Source organism: Ruegeria sp. YTSA072, assembly GCF_059610285.1.
On the sequence record NZ_JBXWNI010000001.1, the window covers coordinates 677,183 to 693,411 of the forward strand.

The 16,229-nt window shown below is 56.3% G+C and carries 17 protein-coding genes; 6 read left to right on the forward strand and 11 right to left on the reverse strand.

Annotation, left to right across the window (positions count from 1 at the left end; all coding sequences use genetic code 11):
- The first annotated feature begins 304 nt into the window (after positions 1 to 304).
- Positions 305 to 1,846 (forward strand): helicase HerA-like domain-containing protein, encoded by a 1,542-nt coding sequence (locus tag AC2FIB_RS03315; protein WP_496841724.1) that lies wholly within the window; start codon positions 305 to 307, stop codon positions 1,844 to 1,846.
- Between the two features lie 42 nt (positions 1,847 to 1,888).
- Here AC2FIB_RS03315 and AC2FIB_RS03320 read toward each other — a convergent pair whose 3' ends face one another.
- The 9 genes from AC2FIB_RS03320 to AC2FIB_RS03360 all read right to left on the reverse strand — a co-directional run bounded on the left by AC2FIB_RS03320 (position 1,889) and on the right by AC2FIB_RS03360 (position 9,367).
- The gene (locus tag AC2FIB_RS03320; protein ID WP_496841725.1) at positions 1,889 to 2,140 is read right to left on the reverse strand and encodes a hypothetical protein; all 252 of its coding nucleotides are present in this window, start codon (positions 2,138 to 2,140) and stop codon (positions 1,889 to 1,891) included.
- A 187-nt stretch (positions 2,141 to 2,327) separates the two neighbouring features.
- Positions 2,328 to 3,641, reverse strand: a complete 1,314-nt coding sequence (locus tag AC2FIB_RS03325; protein WP_496841726.1) for a branched-chain amino acid ABC transporter permease — start codon at positions 3,639 to 3,641, stop codon at positions 2,328 to 2,330.
- Entirely contained in the window at positions 3,638 to 4,717 is a 1,080-nt protein-coding gene (locus AC2FIB_RS03330; RefSeq protein WP_496841727.1) for a branched-chain amino acid ABC transporter permease, read from the reverse strand. Before AC2FIB_RS03330 ends, AC2FIB_RS03325 begins: the two co-directional genes overlap by 4 nt.
- A 116-nt stretch (positions 4,718 to 4,833) precedes the next feature.
- The gene (locus AC2FIB_RS03335) at positions 4,834 to 5,187 is read right to left on the reverse strand and encodes a hypothetical protein (protein ID WP_496841728.1); all 354 of its coding nucleotides are present in this window, start codon (positions 5,185 to 5,187) and stop codon (positions 4,834 to 4,836) included.
- Positions 5,188 to 5,409: 222 nt separating this feature from the next.
- Entirely contained in the window at positions 5,410 to 5,733 is a 324-nt protein-coding gene (locus tag AC2FIB_RS03340) for a hypothetical protein (protein ID WP_496733217.1), read from the reverse strand.
- 258 nt (positions 5,734 to 5,991) lie between these two features.
- On the reverse strand, positions 5,992 to 6,435 hold the full coding sequence (locus AC2FIB_RS03345) for a hypothetical protein (RefSeq protein WP_496733218.1): 444 nt from the start codon (positions 6,433 to 6,435) through the stop codon (positions 5,992 to 5,994).
- Positions 6,428 to 7,270, reverse strand: a complete 843-nt coding sequence (locus tag AC2FIB_RS03350; protein ID WP_282118422.1) for an ABC transporter ATP-binding protein — start codon at positions 7,268 to 7,270, stop codon at positions 6,428 to 6,430. The genes AC2FIB_RS03345 and AC2FIB_RS03350 overlap by 8 nt, the downstream gene beginning before the upstream one ends.
- The gene (locus AC2FIB_RS03355; RefSeq protein ID WP_282118423.1) at positions 7,267 to 8,055 is read right to left on the reverse strand and encodes an ABC transporter ATP-binding protein; all 789 of its coding nucleotides are present in this window, start codon (positions 8,053 to 8,055) and stop codon (positions 7,267 to 7,269) included. Before AC2FIB_RS03355 ends, AC2FIB_RS03350 begins: the two co-directional genes overlap by 4 nt.
- 130 nt (positions 8,056 to 8,185) lie before the next feature.
- Complete coding sequence (locus AC2FIB_RS03360) at positions 8,186 to 9,367, reverse strand: ABC transporter substrate-binding protein (RefSeq protein WP_108858629.1); 1,182 nt, start codon at positions 9,365 to 9,367, stop codon at positions 8,186 to 8,188.
- A gap of 153 nt (positions 9,368 to 9,520) precedes the next feature.
- Here AC2FIB_RS03360 and AC2FIB_RS03365 point away from each other — a divergent pair, with 153 nt between their 5' ends.
- On the forward strand, positions 9,521 to 10,615 hold the full coding sequence (locus AC2FIB_RS03365; protein ID WP_496841729.1) for a PQQ-dependent sugar dehydrogenase: 1,095 nt from the start codon (positions 9,521 to 9,523) through the stop codon (positions 10,613 to 10,615).
- A 7-nt stretch (positions 10,616 to 10,622) separates the two neighbouring features.
- On the opposite strand, the gene AC2FIB_RS03370 is transcribed toward AC2FIB_RS03365, so the two are convergent.
- Positions 10,623 to 11,627: a GlxA family transcriptional regulator gene (locus AC2FIB_RS03370; RefSeq protein ID WP_496733219.1), complete on the reverse strand. Its 1,005-nt coding sequence runs from the start codon at positions 11,625 to 11,627 to the stop codon at positions 10,623 to 10,625.
- 169 nt (positions 11,628 to 11,796) lie between these two features.
- Between AC2FIB_RS03370 and AC2FIB_RS03375 the strand changes: the two genes are divergently transcribed.
- The gene (locus AC2FIB_RS03375; RefSeq protein ID WP_496733220.1) at positions 11,797 to 13,167 is read left to right on the forward strand and encodes a class II 3-deoxy-7-phosphoheptulonate synthase; all 1,371 of its coding nucleotides are present in this window, start codon (positions 11,797 to 11,799) and stop codon (positions 13,165 to 13,167) included.
- A gap of 57 nt (positions 13,168 to 13,224) precedes the next feature.
- On the opposite strand, the gene AC2FIB_RS03380 is transcribed toward AC2FIB_RS03375, so the two are convergent.
- Positions 13,225 to 13,896, reverse strand: a complete 672-nt coding sequence (locus AC2FIB_RS03380; RefSeq protein ID WP_496738282.1) for a PAS domain-containing protein — start codon at positions 13,894 to 13,896, stop codon at positions 13,225 to 13,227.
- A 245-nt stretch (positions 13,897 to 14,141) separates the two neighbouring features.
- On the opposite strand from AC2FIB_RS03380, the gene AC2FIB_RS03385 reads away from it, so the two are divergent.
- The 3 genes from AC2FIB_RS03385 to AC2FIB_RS03395 are packed head-to-tail and all read left to right on the forward strand — an operon-like array spanning position 14,142 to position 16,211.
- Entirely contained in the window at positions 14,142 to 15,032 is an 891-nt protein-coding gene (locus AC2FIB_RS03385) for a YicC/YloC family endoribonuclease (RefSeq protein ID WP_496733222.1), read from the forward strand.
- A gap of 16 nt (positions 15,033 to 15,048) precedes the next feature.
- Positions 15,049 to 15,690 carry a guanylate kinase gene (gene gmk, locus AC2FIB_RS03390; RefSeq protein WP_496733223.1) on the forward strand — a complete coding sequence of 214 codons (642 nt, stop codon included), beginning with the start codon at positions 15,049 to 15,051 and terminating at the stop codon, positions 15,688 to 15,690.
- Complete coding sequence (locus AC2FIB_RS03395) at positions 15,687 to 16,211, forward strand: gamma carbonic anhydrase family protein (protein ID WP_496733224.1); 525 nt, start codon at positions 15,687 to 15,689, stop codon at positions 16,209 to 16,211. The genes gmk and AC2FIB_RS03395 overlap by 4 nt, the downstream gene beginning before the upstream one ends.
- Positions 16,212 to 16,229 lie beyond the last annotated feature (18 nt).

Below are 16,229 nucleotides of genomic sequence, written 5' to 3' on the forward strand. Positions count from 1 at the left end.
GGCAAAAAGAACAAAGGGAGCCGGTGGAGCGGCTCCCTTCTAAAAATTTTCTCCCCGTCGGACTGGCCGACTTATTTATGCGCAGACGTTACGAAAGGCAGGGGCATCGGTCAACTGAAAACCTGAAATTTTAATGTAACGGCCATGATTTGTGAAAAAAACCGCGCCGGAAGGCGCGGTCAGTCGACAGGGAGGAAATATGCCGCCCCGTAACCTTAGCGACGTGGGCAGCAATTAGACTTTCGCAGTTAAAGGTTAACTTTGTATGCTGGCCGCAGATCGGTGGAAATAAGGCCTTACATTCATGGACCAAAACATATTCTTGGGCGGCGGTGGAAACGACTACAGCCAGCCGCAGTCGCTGACGCTGAAGTATGCCAACCGTCACGGCATGATCGCGGGAGCGACGGGAACAGGTAAAACGGTGACACTGCAAATTCTGGCCGAGGGGTTTTCCCAAGCCGGTGTTCCGGTATTCCTGTCTGACGTCAAGGGGGACCTGTCCGGTCTGGCCAAGGCGGGGAGCGAAGGCCACAAGCTTCACCAGGCGTTTCAGGATCGCGCCCAGCGGATCGGCTTTGCCGACTATGCGTATGGCGCATGCCCGGTTACGTTCTGGGATCTGTTTGGGCAACAGGGACATCCCGTTCGTACAACAGTAACCGAGATGGGACCTCTGCTGCTGTCGCGCCTGATGGATCTGAGCGAAGCACAAGAGGGCATTCTGAACATCGCGTTCCGGGTGGCAGACGAAGAGGGCTTACCGCTATTAGACCTCAAAGACCTTCAGTCCTTGCTGGTCTGGATTGGGGAAAATAGGGCTCAGTTGTCTTTGCGCTATGGCAATGTCTCAACCGCTTCGATCGGGGCTATTCAACGCCGCCTGCTAGTGCTGGAAAACCAGGGCGGCACCAAACTGTTTGGTGAACCCGCGCTGGAATTGGCCGATCTTATGCGCGTGGATGAAAACGGGCAGGGCGTCGTGAACATCCTTGCTGCCGACAAGCTGATGGGGTCACCGCGTCTGTACGCAACATTCCTGCTGTGGCTGCTAAGCGAGCTGTTCGAAGAACTGCCCGAAGTTGGCGACCCGGACAAACCCAAACTGGTGTTCTTCTTCGACGAAGCGCATTTGCTGTTCGATGATGCGCCCAAGATTCTGGTGGACAAGGTCGAACAGGTCGCCCGCCTCATTCGCTCCAAGGGGGTTGGTGTTTATTTTATCTCGCAGAATCCGGCGGACGTTCCGGAAGACATTCTTGGCCAGCTGGGCAACCGGGTGCAGCATGCCTTGCGCGCATTCACGGCGCGGGATCGCAAGAACCTGCGGCTTGCAGCAGAAACCTATCGAGAAAACCCAGCCTTCGACACCGAAGAAGCGATCCGTGAAGTTGGTGTCGGTGAGGCCGTGACCTCGATGTTGCAGAAAAAAGGCGTGCCAGGGATCGTAGAACGCACTCTGATCCGCCCGCCCGGAACGCAACTGGGGCCAATCACCAAGGCCGAGCGGAAGGCGCTGATGGATGCGTCAGCGATGAAAGTGAAATACGGGCAGTTGAAGGACCGGAAATCTGCCTTTGAAATCCTTCAGTCCCGCGCAGATGCAGCAGCGCAAGCAGCGGCCGAAGCCGAAGAACAGTTGGAAACACAATCCACGGCCGAGCGTGAATTTGCGACAGCAAGACGCTATTCCGGCAGCCGGGTCGGGCGGTCATCCTCTCGCGTGATGCGTAAGAAAGACACGTTCGCAACCGCGATGAGCGAGGCCGTGATCAAGGAACTGAAAGGAACAACCGGACGCCGTATTGTTCGCGGCATTCTGGGCGGTTTGTTCAAAGCCAGATAAGGGTTGTGCCGGGCAGAAACCTTCTACCCGGCACGCATTCTGTTACTTCAGACGGCGCTGACCTTCTTGGCGGCAGTAGGCATCCGCCTCGGGAACCGACATCTTGGTTGCCGGGAAGTTGATCGCCCGATCCCAGGTCACCCGGTCCAGACGATACAGCTGACAGGTGACTTCGCCCTTGGGCGTTTGCACCTTGACCGGGGTGGATTCCAGATCCTCGGGTGAAGGTATACAGCCGGCCAGCGTGAAAATCAGCGGGACGATAAGGATTGTCTTGGTTAGGGAAGTATTCATGTGCACTCTTCTTAAACTCGTATGTTTCCCGAATGATCGCGTGCCAAGCGTCAATTTAGCGTAAATAGTGGCCAAAAAGACGGCTGGATCAAGTCGGTACTGGGCTTCGTCTAATCTGTATACCCAACAAAATCAAGAAACCGCACCAGTCAGTTGGCGCGGTTTCATGAATTGATGGATTGTGATCTTACTTTTCCGGAATCAGACCCCTTGGACTGAACCTGAGAACAATCAGCAGGACTAGGCCCATGGTGAACAACCGCATATGCGCGGCGCTGTCGATCAAATGAGATTTGAGCGCGCTGCCATCTGGCATACTCGATGTGATCAGGCTCATGAACCACAACCCCATTGGTTCGACCTGAACCCACAGGAACCAGATCAGGAATGCGCCCAGAACAGCACCGAAATTGTTGCCTGAACCGCCCACAATGACCATCACCCAGACAAGGAACGTAAACCGCAGCGGATTGTATGTGCCCGGCGTAAGTTGCCCGTCCAGAGTTGTCATCATCGCACCGGCGATGCCACAGATTGCCGAGCCGAGAACGAATATCTGCAGGTGGCGGCGGGTGACATCTTTGCCCATAGCCTCTGCCGCGACCTCATTGTCGCGGATGGCGCGCATCATGCGGCCCCACGGGCTTTTCAACGCCATTTGCACCATCCACAGCAAAGCAAGCAGAACGATCATGAACAGCAGCGAATAGCCCAGTTTGACCGAAAGCGTCGATGCGATGACGGGGTCCAACCCGAACCAATCGGCGCGCGCGACAAAGCCGGGATCGTTCTGCAGTTCGACCTCGTAGCCTACCACGGGGGCAGGGCGCGGGATGCCGTAGACATTCTTGACGCCCCGGGCCAGCCAGTCTTCGTTTTTCATGATCGCAATGATGATCTCGGCAATGCCAAGCGTTGCAATTGCCAGGTAGTCCGAGCGGAGACCCAGCGCCGTTTTTCCGATCAGCCATGCCGCACCAGCAGCCAACAGACCACCCGCAGGCCAGGCCGCGAGGACCGGCAGGTTCAAACCGCCGAGGTTGCCGGCAACTGCCGGATCGATTGCTTCAACACCAGCCACGCTGGGATCGAATACCGCGCGGTAAACAAAGAAGCCTACAATAAGAATGGTGACAATCGTCAAGGTTTGGGCGCGGCCCTTAGGCATCCGGGTCGCCACCAGCACTGCCGCCACAACGGTCGCAGCCCCCAAAAGCAAGGAAAGAACGATGCCGTACCCGCCCGAAGACCACGCACCGGGTGTTGGAGCGGTCGATACTAACACAACAGCCAGACCACCCAGCGCCACAAAGCCCATGACGCCGACATTAAAGAGGCCAGCAAATCCCCACTGTAGGTTCACCCCAATCGCCATGATGGCCGAGATCAACCCCATGTTCAGGATCAGGATTGCGGAGTTCCAGCTTTGTGTGAAACCGGTCAGCAGGATCAAGCCGCCAACGACAACAAAAAGCAGCGTGTTTTTGACAGACTCGGTCATACCGCTTTCCCTTTAAACAGGCCGGTAGGCTTGAACAGAAGCACGATCAGCAAGATGGCAAAGCTGACGGCGAATTTGTAATCGGTGGATAGGAATTGCACTAGTCCCGAAGGCGCCAGGCTTTCTGGCGCGACGTAAGTCAGCACTTTTTTCCACGCATAAGTTACGGTGACCTCGGAAAACGCGATAATGAACCCGCCCGCGATGGCGCCCAGCGGGTTGCCAAGACCGCCGACAATGGCCGAGGCGAAGATCGGCAGCAGAAGTTGGAAATAGACAAACGGTTTAAAGCTCTTGTCCAAACCATAAAGAACACCAGCGGTGGTCGCCAATGCCGCCACGATAATCCAGGTGATCATCACAACGCGCTCGGGGTTGATACCCGAGAGCAGCGCCAGATCCTCGTTATCGGAATAGGCTCGCATCGATTTGCCCGTGCAGGTCTTGTTGAGGAACCAGAACAGCAGCGCCACCGCAATAACGGCAACTACCAGAGTGATGCCCTGAGAGGTCTTGATCGCAAGCCCTTCACGCAATCCGGTCATCGCCTTGAAATCACGGGCGGATATAATGAAGCGCGCGCCGTCTGAAAACCTTTGGTCATCCGGTCCGATGATAAAGCGAACAAGGCCGTTCATGATGAACATGACGCCCATAGAAACGATCACAAGGATCACCGGTTTGGCCTTTTGTTCCCGGTAGAACCGATAGACCAGCCGGTCGGTTATCAGAACCAGAACGATGCAGCCGAGAATGGCAAAAGGTAACGAAACGAGAGCAGTTGGTAGAGGACCACCGGTTACTCCGAATGGTGTCAACAACCAAGCCAACACCAAGAATAGAACCCCAAACTGCATTTCTAGAATCCATGCGAGTAGCAATGGAATTCCCCAAGTTACCAGCACGGCAATCATCGCGCCGAAGGCCATCGTATCGCCATGGGCAAAATTCGAAAACCGCAGGATTCCGTAGATGAGCGTGACCCCCAGCGCCCCCAGAGCCAACTGGCTGCCGTAAGCAACCGCAGGCACGATCACAAAGTTCGAAAGCGCAACAAGCGCGTTTAGTAAGTCCATCAATTCTTCTCACTGTCCGGGTGCGGCTTTATGGCACGACGCTTATGTCAGACACAACAATTTGCGCTCCCTTTTTTGGGCTGAAAGGGCCGGAATGTGAGAGAGTTATCGCTTTGTCAGCTTACGGGGTCATCGCAAATGCCTCGGTCGTTTGCAGTGTGCTGCCCCTTGATGGACATGTCATAGTTTAGGTCGTCGAAATCGACGACAAAAGTGACCACGTCTTTGTCCATGATGTGGCGAAACGTCAGCGAGTTAACACCCGGTAGAATCTTGGCTTCACCCCGAATTGTGTCCGTTACGATGAAGCCGGTATCAGTCGCACCCGAACGGGCCAGAGTAACGCTACTACCATCGGTGTCCGAGACGCAGGTCACGACAAAATCAGCACCGTCCAGCGGTCCGGAACCAGCTGCCAAACCAAATGAGGGGGCGAGAAGGGCGAGTGTCAGTGCAGTCAGATTTTTCATGGTGTCTCTTGGTGGTTTGCTCCGCTTTCCAGATTGGGGTTTCTGCTGGAATGCGGGTGGTTGAGAGTGAAGAACGAGCGATTACCTGTGTCGCCCTTATCTGACCTAGACGATATCATGCGAAAAAAAAGAGGAGTGAGCATGTGCTCACATCCTCTTGATATTTCTTGAGATATTATCCTCAATAGCCCCGATTTGTTTCGGGACGCTCTGAGAGAGCGCTTAGACTTCTTTACATGTCCCGTGATCGGTACCGGCATGCGGGCCTTTGACTGAAAGATCATAAGACATGTCGTCATAGTGGACGACAAAGGTCATGACGTCCGCGCCTTCGATATAGACAAACGTCATGTTGCCAACGCCTTTAAGCACCATGGCATCGCCGGAAATGTTCGTAGTTTCGATGTTGCCCTTGTCTCCCTCCGGTGCCCTGTTGAGGCGCACTTCGCTGCCGTCGCGGTCTGAGACGCAGACAAAGTGTCGCTCTTCCGCCGTTGCGGCGGTTGCGCACAAGGTGGCGACGGCCACACACATCCATTTTTTCATTTATGGGTCCTGAATAGAGTTTTTCATTCAGAAGGTTCGCTTGATTTCACGGAACTAACTTTGGTTGACCGGGAAAACGTTTCCTTCACAAAGCCCGGCGCTAAACGCACAATGTGACGGGATTGCAGCCGGCGCGTGAAAATCTTGGGATGGTAGGGGAGTTTCGGGAAACTTCGGATATTCAAACCAATTGATTTCAGAAAATTTCGGGAATTAGGATAACGTTGGAGAGCGCCACAAAGGCGCTGAGGAATTCCCTTAAAACTCCTGCTCACATTTTCCGGAGAATGCGCGTCTTGTCTTGCCGATTTTCGCATAATCGACATAGCGCATTGGCACCGTGAACAGTGTCACGGCCATTTCGCCGTCTGAGGTTTTCGTCACATGCATGTTTATGTGTTTGTCTTCCTGTGTCCGAGATGCGGTCAGCACGTCGTTTGCCGTGGTGGCGGTCCACTTTTGTCCATCTGATAAATGGATTTTCGAAGTGATTTCGCCCGCCCTTGCGATCTGCCCCACAGAAAAGTCACCAAAATTGCTTTGAACAAGCTCTGGTGGAGTACCCAAAAGTTCGAGCGTGAGTTCAGCGCCCTCGCAGTCCTCCATATACGCGCAGGTTTCTTGCAAGGCGCAGGGAGTTGAAAGCGCTGTACTGCCAATTGCGGTAAACGCGAGCGTCGCCACGGCCTTCAACTCACCCACCCAAGAAACTCTTCCGAACCTCCGGATCGGCCAACAGTTCCTTGCCCGTACCGGTATAGGCATTTCGCCCCTGAACCAGCACATACCCCTTGTCCGCAATCTCCAGCGCTTGGCGGGCGTTTTGTTCGACCATCAGAATCGGCAGGCCGGTGCGGGACACTTCGATGATCCGGTCGAACAGCTCGTCCATCACGATGGGCGAGACACCGGCAGTTGGTTCGTCCAGCATCAGAACCTTGGGTTGGGTCATCAGCGCGCGGCCGACGGCGACCTGCTGACGCTGACCGCCCGAAAGCTCTCCAGCCGGCTGGTTGCGTTTGTCGCGCAGGATGGGGAAGAGGTCATAGACCTGCTCCATCGTCTGACTGATGTCGTCGCGGCGAATGAAGGCACCCATCTCAAGGTTTTCTTCGACCGTCATTGACGTGAAGATGTTGGAGGTTTGCGGCACAAACCCCATACCGCGGATTACGCGGTCCTGCGGGGTGAGGTTGGTGATATCCTCTCCATCCAGCCGCACCGCGCCGGAACGGACATCCAGCATACCAAAGACAGCCTTCATAGCCGTCGATTTGCCAGCGCCATTGGGGCCAACGATGACTGCAATCTCACCCTTGTCGACGGCGATGGTGCAATCGTGCAGGATGTCCGGCCCTTTGCCGTAACCGCCGGTCATGGTGTCGCCGATCAGAAAGGGACCGCCTTCAACCTTGGAAACGGGACCGCTTTTCGCATGCGCGGGCGTCATGGTGCCAACGCCGCGGGTATTGGTGATCGAGGCGTCTTTGTTGCCGTGATCGTCCTGATAGGGATTATCGCCTGCACCCGCGGTCATGTTTGGGCCTCCAGCTTGTCTTTGTTCTTGAGGCCGGTCCCCAGATAGGCTTCGATCACGTGCTCATTGGCCTTGATCTCGTCCAGTGTACCCTCAGCCAGAACCTTGCCCTCGGCCATACAGATGACCGGGTCACAGATCTTGCCGATAAAATCCATGTCGTGCTCGATGACGACGAAAGTATAGCCGCGTTCCTTGTTTAGACGCAGGATCGTGTCGGCGATGGTCATCAACAGGGTGCGGTTCACGCCCGCGCCGACCTCGTCCAGAAAAACGATCTTGGCGTCGACCATCATGGTGCGGCCGAGTTCCAGCAGCTTCTTCTGACCGCCCGAGACCTGACCTGCCTTGTGGTCGGCCAGATGTTCGATAGTCAGAAACTCAAGCACCTCATCGGCCTTTGCCTTCAGGGCTCGTTCTTCGTCGGCGATGCGCTTGCGACCAAACCAAGTGTTCCACAGGGATTCACCTGATTGCGTGCCGGGCACCATCATAAGATTCTCGCGGCAGGACATCGAAGAGAATTCGTGCGCGATCTGGAAGGTGCGCAGCAGACCCTTGTGAAACAAGTCATGCGGAGGCAGGCCGGTGATCTCTTCGCCGTCCATGAACACTCTGCCGCTTGTCGGAGGCAGAACGCCCGCGATCACGTTGAAAAGGGTGGTCTTTCCCGCCCCGTTTGGCCCGATCAGGCCCGTGATCGAACCTTTTTGGATTTCCAGCGACGCCCCATCCACCGCGTGAAACCCGCCGAAATGCTTGTGCACGTCCTCGACGACGATCATCTTTTCCCCTAGCCACCCTTGTCGGTGTTTCTGCTTCCTCGACCCCAAAAGGTGAGGTGCGGCCTTTTTTCATTGAAACAGCCCGGACACAAGGCCCGGGCTGCTTGATTTTATGACGTTTAAGACCGGTTCAACGGAAGTTGACGGTCTTGTTTTCGCCGTCGGTTACTTCGATCTCGCGATAAGAACCCGCGCTTTCACCGGGGCCGATCAGCTCAACACCCGACGCGCCGACATAGTCGATGTCCTGACCAGCGGCGAGAAGCTCCAGACCTTTGGCCAGTTCACCCGGATAGATCTTCTCACCCGGGGCGTTGGCGACATCCAAGATCTTGGCACCGTATTCAGCCGGGTTAGTCGAACCTGCCGCCTGCATGGCCAGCATGAACAGCGCGGCAGCGTCATAGGATTCAGGCGAATAGGGCGACGAACCGTCAAAGCCTGCGGCTTCGGCCATAGCAAAGTACTTTTCAGCACCTTCACCGCCCGAACCGGCGATCTGACCGAACGAGCCGTTCAGGTCGGGACCGACGTTGGAAGGCAGCGAGTCACCGATCATGCCGCCCGGCAGACCAAATGTGTCAAACGCACCGCTGTCCAACGAGGACTGAATGATGCCCAGACCGCCCTGGTCCAGATAGCCTGCGACAACCAGAATATCGCCACCAGCCGATGCCAGCGCACCAACTTCAGCCGAGTAGTCAGCCTTGCCGTCTTCGTGCGCGGCAACGATGGTCACTTCACCGCCGGCTGCTTCGAACGAGGATTGGATCGCGTCTGCCAGACCCTTGCCGTAGTCGTTGTTGGTATAGGTCAGGGCGATCGAGTTGATGCCGCGATCCTTCAGGATGTCAGCCATCACTTCGCCTTCACGCGCATCCGACGGTGCGGTGCGGAAGAACAGACCATTGTCTTCCATAGTCGACAGACCCGGCGATGTTGCCGACGGCGAGATCATGACCATGCCATTCGGGATCGCAACGTTTTGCAGGATCGCGCCGGTCACACCCGAGCAGTCGCCACCGACGATGCCCGCAACGCCGTCCGCAATCATGCGTTCGCCGTTCGATGTCGCCAGACCGTTGTCGATACAGCCGGTGTCAGCGCGCGATGCGGTGACCTTTGAGCCGTCCAGCAGTTTGCCGGATTCGGTGACTTCGGCCATCGCCATTTCGGCGCCTGAACCCATTGCCGGTGCCAGCGATTCAATCGGACCGGTAAAGCCGAACAGAACGCCCAAAGTGACGTCTTCGGCCAGGGCCGGACCAGCCAGCAGAGCGGATGCTGCGGTTGCAGTAAGCAGCTTTTTCATATGGTTACTCCCTTATTGGAACGTATTCGTTCTGGGCAAGACCCTAGGCAAGCTGTCTGGAAAAGAAAAGTCCTAACGCAAATGTGTTTTTGCCAAGAATAAACCTATTTGTTTTGATGAGTTTGTCACGTTTTACCAAAGTTGGAGATTCTCATGCTTAGGGCTGCCGCGATTCTGGTCCTGTCGGTTTTTGCCGGCCCCATCAGCGCCGATACCCTTCAAACCTCAGCCGGGACGGTTCAGGTCACGGCGATGGTCACCGGGCTGGATGCACCTTGGGCGATCGGCTTATTGCCCGGAGGCGGAACATTGGTGACCGAACGGGACGGCGATCTTTTGTTTGTCTCGCAAGGCAAGGTCAAACGCATTGCCGGGGTGCCCAAGGTGGCTGCGAACGGGCAGGGCGGGCTGCTCGATATCACCGTGGCACGGGATTTTCCGCAGACCCGCGAAGTATTTCTGACCTTCTCCAAACCCCAAAATGGCGGGGCGGGAACAGCGGTGGCCGTGGCGCGCCTGTCGGAAAACGGGAGCCGCTTGAATAACGTGCGGATCATTTTCGAAGCAGTTCCGGGCGGTTCGACCGGCCGTCATTTCGGATCGCGCGTGGTCGAGGCGCAGGACGGAACGCTGTTTGTAACGATTGGGGATCGCGGCGACCGTCCGTCAGCGCAGGACAGGTCAAACCACATGGGCACCGTTATTCGCATCAATCGCGATGGCACGGTACCTGGCGACAACCCTTTTGTCGGACAGGCTGGAATTCGCCCTGAGATTTGGTCATTTGGTCATCGGAACCCGCAGGGCGCTGGGTTGGACAGGCAAGGTCGCTTGTGGATTTCAGAGCATGGTGCGCAGGGCGGGGATGAAGTGAACCTGATCCAACCGGGGCGGAATTTCGGCTGGCCGGTGATCTCCTACGGCGTTCACTATTCGGGCCAAAAAATCGGAGAGGGGACCTCGAAACCCGGTATGGAACAGCCGGAACACTATTGGGATCCGTCCATCGCACCGTCCGGTGTGCTGGTCTATTCCGGCAAGCTTTGGCCAGAGTGGCGGGGCGATATCTTTGTCGGGTCGCTCAAGTTTGACTACATCTCGCGCCTTGAAGGATCACCGCTGCGCGAGGTCGAACAGATCAAAGGGCCGGAAACCGAGCGCGTTCGCGACATTGTCGAAGCCCCGGATGGGGCAATCTGGTTTATTTCGGTGGGACAAGGAGCCATCTATCGCATGACCCCCAAATAGGCGCGGATCAGACAGACAGCCGCCCGCTTTGAGCACCACGCTCACGGTAAGGCGTGGTGTTGTAATGAGCCCGGTAGCATTTTGAGAAATGGCTGGGCGAGGCAAAGCCGCAAGCCAGAGCCACGTTGATTACGCTCATATCTGTCTGCATCAGTAGGTTGCGCGCTTTGTGCAGGCGCAGCTCCATATAGTATCGCTTGGGCGAGCGGCTGAGATAACGCCGGAACAGGCGTTCCAGCTGTCGCGTGGACATGCCGACATCCTTAGCCAGAATCGAAGGCGAGATCGGCTCTTCGATATTCTTTTCCATCATCAGGATGACCTGGCTTAGCTTGGGGTGGCGTACACCAATCCGGGTCGGGGTCGACAGGCGCTGTGTGTCCTGATCGGTGCGGATCGAGGAATAGATCATCTGATCCGCTACAGCATTCGCCAGATCCTCACCATAGTCATCGGCAATGATCTTGAGCATCAGGTCGATTGAGGATGTGCCGCCCGCGGTCGTCATCCGGTTACCGTCGATCTGAAAAACCGATTTAGTAAGCTCAACCTCGTCGAATTCTTCGATAAAGCTGTCAGAATTCTCCCAGTGGATCGTGGCGCGTTTGCCGTCCAGCAACCCGGCTTTGGCCAACGTATAAGCTGCCGTACACAATCCGCCGATGCGCAAGCCGCGCCGGGCCTCGCGTCGGACCCAATTCAGCACTTTCTTTGTTGTCGCCAATTGAACGTCTACGCCACCGCAGATCAGAATCACGTCGTCGCGTTGCAGTTCGACCAAGTCGGCTTCAACGTTAAAGGTAGTCCCGGCAGAACAGCTGACCGTATCACCACCTTCACCAGCAAGGGTCCACGTGTAGAGTTCTTTGTCTGCCATACGGTTGGCAATCCGCAGGCTGTCCAACGCCGAGGCAAAAGACAGCAGGGAAAACTTGTCCAAAAGGACAAATACGAAACGCCGAGGATTGGCCTCAGCGCCTTCCACTGTGACAACTTGGCGTTGCTCTTGCATGGCTTGGTGTCCTTGATTCGGCGCGTTGTTACGTCGCGTCCGGCGTCGTTGTTGCCAGCCACCATGATCAAAGCTTGTTTCCCCCGTCAAGAGGCGCAAATCGTATATGGTCACTCTTCAATGCATTTTGTATAGAGACGACCTGACTACTTCAGCGGAGATCAAAGCTATGACCGAATGGCAAAAAACGAACTGGCGCAACAAGCCCCGGGTTCAGATGCCAGACTATATCGATGCGGCCGCGCTGGCCAAAGTCGAGGCTCAGCTTTCTCAGTATCCCCCGCTGGTCTTTGCTGGCGAAGCACGGCGTCTCAAGCAACATCTGGGTGCCGCCGGTCGCGGCGAGGCTTTCCTGTTACAGGGCGGGGATTGTGCTGAAAGCTTTGAACAATTCAGCGCGGATGCAATTCGTGACACCTTTAAGGTGATGCTGCAGATGGCGATGGTACTGACCTATGGTGCCAAGGTGCCTGTGGTCAAAGTGGGCCGCATGGCTGGCCAGTTTGCCAAGCCGCGCAGTGCCCCGACCGAGGTTTTGGACGGTGTTGAGTTGCCCAGCTATCGTGGTGACATCATCAACGAACTGGCTTTCACACCCGAAGCCCGCATCCCGAATCCCAGCAAGATGCTGCAGGCCTACACGCAGGCTGCCGCAACCTTGAACCTGTTGCGTGCATTCTCGACCGGCGGATTCGCCGATATGAGCATGGTGCATTCGTGGACATTGGGCTTCACGGATGAACAGGATGTTCAGAAATACTCGGAAATTGCGGACCGTATTCAAGACACGATCGACTTCATGGATGCCGCCGGGATCACAGCGGACACTACGCATGAGTTCTCAACCGTGGAGTTTTACACCAGCCATGAAGGCTTGCTGCTGGAATACGAAGAGGCTCTGACCCGTCTCGATTCGACGTCTGGCAACTGGTTGGCAGGGTCCGGTCACATGATCTGGATAGGCGACCGTACGCGTCAGCCAGACGGAGCACATGTTGAATTCTGCAGCGGTGTACTGAACCCGATTGGCCTAAAATGCGGCCCGACCACGACAGCCGAGGACCTCAAGGTTCTTATGGCCAAGCTGAACCCGGAAAACGAAGAGGGTCGCCTGACCCTGATCGCACGGTTTGGCGCAGGCAAGGCAGGCGAGCACCTACCGCGTCTGGTCAAGGCGGTTAAGGAAGAGGGCGCCAATGTCACTTGGGTCTGCGATCCTATGCATGGCAACACGATCAAGTCGGCAACCGGGTACAAAACCCGTCCGTTCGACTCGGTCCTGCGTGAGGTACGCGACTTCTTTGGCGTTCATCAGGCCGAGGGTACGGTTCCCGGCGGTGTGCATTTCGAGATGACCGGTTTGGACGTCACCGAATGCACCGGGGGTGTGCGCGCAGTGACCGAAGAGGACCTGTCAGATCGTTACCACACAGCGTGCGACCCACGCCTGAACGCATCGCAGTCCTTGGAACTGGCATTCCTGGTTGCAGAAGAACTGACCAACTTGCGCCGCGACCGCAAAAAGCGCGCAGCCGGTTAAGGTTATCAAAAATCAACGAAAAGGCGGGCTGCACAGGCCCGCCTTTTTTGTTTGTGATTAGTCATCGCGCGACACAACCAGCCTCAGATGTGAACCGGGACGGTCAAATTTTTGCTGATCTTCGGCGAAGCCTGTCTCGACCGTTTGCGACGGTTTGGGAACCTGCACATGCGACACCGGGCGCAAGTTGTTTGCTGAGATTGTGAACCGACGGGGTGTTGCACCGATTGCGCCGTCGCTGACCAATACGCCGAGAATGCGGCTGACATCACCCAGATCACTTTTCAACGGCAACAGAAGCATGCGGGCCTGCAATTGCACACGCCCCAATCGACCTGATGATTCCAGGGTCAGATTGGCGATTGTTGGCTGTGCGAATACCTGTTCCGACACGGTTTTGATCTGGTCCCGCGCGTCGGGCTCAAAGAAAGAGGTCAGCGGCATACCACGCACTTCCATCCCGGCCAGCTGGTTCAAATGCCTCCCGGCCAGACGGAACCGGGTAAGTCCGGGGGCGATGCGTTCCAGAACGAAAGTGTATTCCAAAATGTTCTCTAGCCCGCGGGGGTCGATTTGCGACCGCATGGGAACCCCGTCACCTGTCAAAAGTGCCGTCCAATACGCCTCGGCCTGTCGGATGGGCGAAAGGCTGCGCCCGCTGTCAAAACGATCCATAGCGACGATCTTTCCAAAACTTGACTCGAAACCGTTCCCGAAAAAGGTTTTCATCATTATCACCCTGGCGCCTATCGACCGTCATTTTCCTAAAATGCGAAATACTGGGGACCTCTATCCGAGACCGGTGTTCGTAGGTGTAAGACTGACGCAGGTTGAATCAATTTTGGAGTAAATCTTTAACGAATGGTTAACGACTGGCCGACAAAGGCAGAGTCAGCAAACTCTTGCCCTGTGCGCGCAGTTCGCATTAGGTGCGCCCAGCAAACTGAAAACTGGTAGCTATGGAAAGGGCAGGCATGATTAAATCCATGACGGGTTTCGCCTCGGGCAAAGGGGCGTTTGGGCCGCATAGCTGGACGTGGGAGTTGCGCAGCGTGAACGGCAAGGGGCTGGACATGCGTCTGCGCGTGCCGGACTGGTTGATCGGGCTTGAGGCCGCATTGCGCGCCGCCATGTCGAAACAACTCAGTCGGGGCAATGTGACATTGTCTTTGCGCCTCAGCCGAGATGAAACGCAGGCGGACCTGGTCCTGAACGAGACTGCCATGGGTGCCGTTCTTGAGGCTGTGGCGCGAACGCAGGAAATGGCCATTGCGCGGGACGTAACCCTTAGGCCCTCGACGGCCGCTGATCTGATCTCGATCAAGGGTATGTTGGATGCGGGCAGTGATGGGGATGACCCGGGCCCGTTGGTTGGCCAACTGACGACAGAGTTCACTGGCCTATTGGGCGAATTCATAGAAATGCGCCAGTCTGAGGGGCGGGCGCTGGCAACTGTTCTGGATGATCAACTAAGCTTGGTTGCTTCATTAACGGTCCAGGCGGTAGAGCTGGCAGAGCGGCGCAAGGACAAGGTGGCCGAGGCGCTGCGGGATAATCTGGCGCGGGTGATGGACAACGCGCAGGGGGCTGATCCGGACCGCGTCGCTCAGGAATTGGCGTTAATTGCCGTCAAGGCGGACATCACCGAAGAGATTGATCGCCTGAAGGCGCATGTCGTGGCGGCGCGGGATCTGCTGGTGCAGGACGCGGCGGTCGGGCGCAAGCTGGATTTCCTAATGCAGGAGTTCAACCGTGAGGCTAATACTCTGTGCTCAAAGGCGCAAAGCGCGGAATTGACAGCGGTCGGCCTTGAGTTAAAGGCCGTAATAGATCAGATGCGCGAGCAAGTGCAGAACGTAGAATAACCACAGGAGCGCCCAAATGGCGGATCGACGCGGCCTATTAATCATTCTGTCCTCGCCTTCGGGGGCCGGTAAATCGACCCTGGCGAAACGGCTGATGCAGTGGGATTCCGAGCTTGAGTTTTCGGTCTCGGCCACCACCCGCGCACCACGCCCGGGTGAGGAAGACGGGCGCGAGTATTACTTCCTGAGTGAAGATGCGTTCCGGCAGCAGGTGTCTGAGGGGCAAATGCTGGAACACGCGCACGTGTTTGGCAATTTCTACGGCTCACCTGCGGGTCCGGTGCGCGAGTCCATTAACAGCGGCAAAGACGTTCTGTTTGACGTGGACTGGCAAGGCGAGGTGCAAATCCGCAATTCGGATTTGGGCAAGCACGCTTTGTCGATCTTTATCCTGCCGCCGTCGATCCCTGAGCTGCGCCGCAGGCTGGAAAGCCGCGGTCAGGACAGTGAAGACGTGATCGCAAAACGAATGCTGAAAAGTTGGGATGAGATCAGCCACTGGGGCTATTATGACTATGTTCTGATCAATGACGATCTGGATACCACCGAAGAGAAGCTTAAAACCATCGTCAGCGCCGAACGCATGCGCCGCATCCAGCAGCCCAGCCTACAGAACCATGTCCGCACGCTGCAAAACGAATTTGAGGGCTTGGCATGACCATTTACGCTTTGGGTGACCACGTGCCGCAAATCCATGAAGACACCTGGGTTGCGCCGGACGCAAACCTGATTGGGAAAGTCGTTCTGGAACAGGGTGCCTCGGTCTGGTTTGGCTGCACGATCCGCGCCGACCACGAAGAGATCCGCGTGGGCGAGGGCAGCAACGTTCAGGAAAACTGCGTCATGCATATCGACGCCGGGTATCCGCTAACCATTGGTAAGAACTGCACCATCGGGCACAAAGTCATGCTGCATGGCTGCTCGATCGGGGAAAACACGCTGATCGGGATGGGGGCGATTGTTCTGAATGGGGCGAAGATCGGGAAAAACTGTCTTATCGGTGCCGGCGCCCTGATTACCGAAGGCAAGGAAATACGCGATAACTCTCTGGTCATGGGGTCGCCGGGTAAAGTTGTGCGGGAACTGGATGCGGCGGCAGCGCAAAAAATCACCTTCAGCGCGCTTCACTATCAGCAGAATATGCGCGCGTTTCGCAAAACTTTGAAACCTGTGTCCTAGGTTGATTCCAAACGCATC